We start from the raw sequence: 1,517 nt of genomic DNA on the forward strand, positions 1-1,517 counted from the left end.
GCGCCGACCAGCTGGCCCGCGCCGTGCTCGGGAAAGGGGCGTAATATCTTAATTATACGGGCAGTCCGTTTACTTTATTTGACAACAATCTGTCTTGTTTCGGCAAAACCCTGGCCATAAATTCTAAGGAGGAGTGTTCCGCGCGGCAGGTGGCCGAGGTTGATTGTAGTCGAAGCGCCTACATCGAGGGTTTCGAGCAGGTGGCCCATCATGTCGAATATCTGCAAGTTCGCACTGGGCACGCTTGCAAGAGTGACGCTCAATTCATTGTTCGCGAAGATTACGTCGCATATGTTTCGAACAACAGAAATTGCGGTCGTGTGTTCGCTAGAAGAACTTTCGGCAGCTTCACTACTACTAGACTCCGCGGCGCTGCTGCTTGATGCTACAGAAGACGAACTTGGGGAAACTTCGCTGCTGCTAGAGACAGAGCTAGAAGAATAGTCGGGATTTGCCGAAATGTTGACGGAGGCTTTAGCTTCGGCGTTATTGTCGTTGCCTTGTGCGGTTACGGTTATGGTCAGCACATGGTCACCGATATCTTGAGGAATGGTTCCCGTGATAATGACGAGATCCTTTTCTTTATCCTGATTGACTTCGAAGCCTTCGAGAATCCCGTCAACGGTCGCGTTCTGCATGTGGGCATACCTAAACACGATCGGTTTGATCGCGTTGCCTGCAACGACATCTTGCGTTTCGTTTTCGATAGCGACTAATGTCGTTGTGAACTTTTTGTGTTTGACAGAAATTGTGCCGTTAAAGACGATGGAATCTTTTTCCGTAATGTAGGCTGCTAGTCTATAATTAAAATCGCCATCGGGATGGTCCTGGCCCGTGGCACCCGAAATTGTAATTATAGCAGATTCGTCGTCTATTTTTGCCGAAATTCCCTCAGGCACGCCAGAAAGACTTGCTTTAAACAATTCTGTATAACCGAATACAATGGGCTCAATCTCATCGCTTGCGGTAACTGTTTGGTCAAGGTTTCCGCTGACATGCTCCACTTGTTCATTTAACGGGGTGACGTTTATACCGGTTGTGATTTGCAGGTATTCATGGGCATAATTCCCAGCTGCGGTAAATGACATTTCGTATTCGTCCCCGGGGGTGTTAGCCGGAATGCGACCGGATATGGTGCACTCTGCTTTACTGCTTGGCAGTGTGTCGCAATCCAGTTTCAGTCCCAGCGTCTTGACCGTTGTATTTACCGGGTAATTGATATAAAAATCATAAACTCGATTGAGTTCCGTAATTTCGTAAACGACAGGTTCGATGAAGTCTCCCGCTTTTACTGTTTGCACCGACTTTCCGCTGATGAGCCTATGGCTTATGTGAGTATTGAATTGGGCTATGGCGGTTTGCGTCATAGCCAATAGGGCAATTATGGAAACAATAATCTTATGCATAATCAGACTTCTTTTTGCGCATAATATAGCTCTTTTGCACAGAACAGAAACTTAATCACCCATCCAAATAATCCCCACCGTTCTTCCGGGCACCCCTAAATTCAATCTTGC

Annotated in this window: 1 protein-coding gene; it reads right to left on the minus strand. The window is 47.1% G+C overall.

Annotated features, from left to right (window positions below):
• Window positions 1-74: 74 nt before the first annotated feature.
• Window positions 75-1,406: a T9SS type A sorting domain-containing protein gene (locus Q0628_RS01120; protein WP_298767726.1), complete on the minus strand. Its 1,332-nt coding sequence runs from the start codon at window positions 1,404-1,406 to the stop codon at window positions 75-77.
• Window positions 1,407-1,517: the final 111 nt, after the last annotated feature.

It is taken from the genome of uncultured Fibrobacter sp. (genome assembly GCF_937877005.1).
GTDB lineage: Bacteria > Fibrobacterota > Fibrobacteria > Fibrobacterales > Fibrobacteraceae > Fibrobacter.

Excerpts from the sequence above, each read along its gene's own strand:
- Q0628_RS01120 (WP_298767726.1), bottom strand. The coding sequence starts at position 1,406 with ATGCATAAGATTATTGTTTCCATAATTGCCCTATTGGCTATGACGCAA.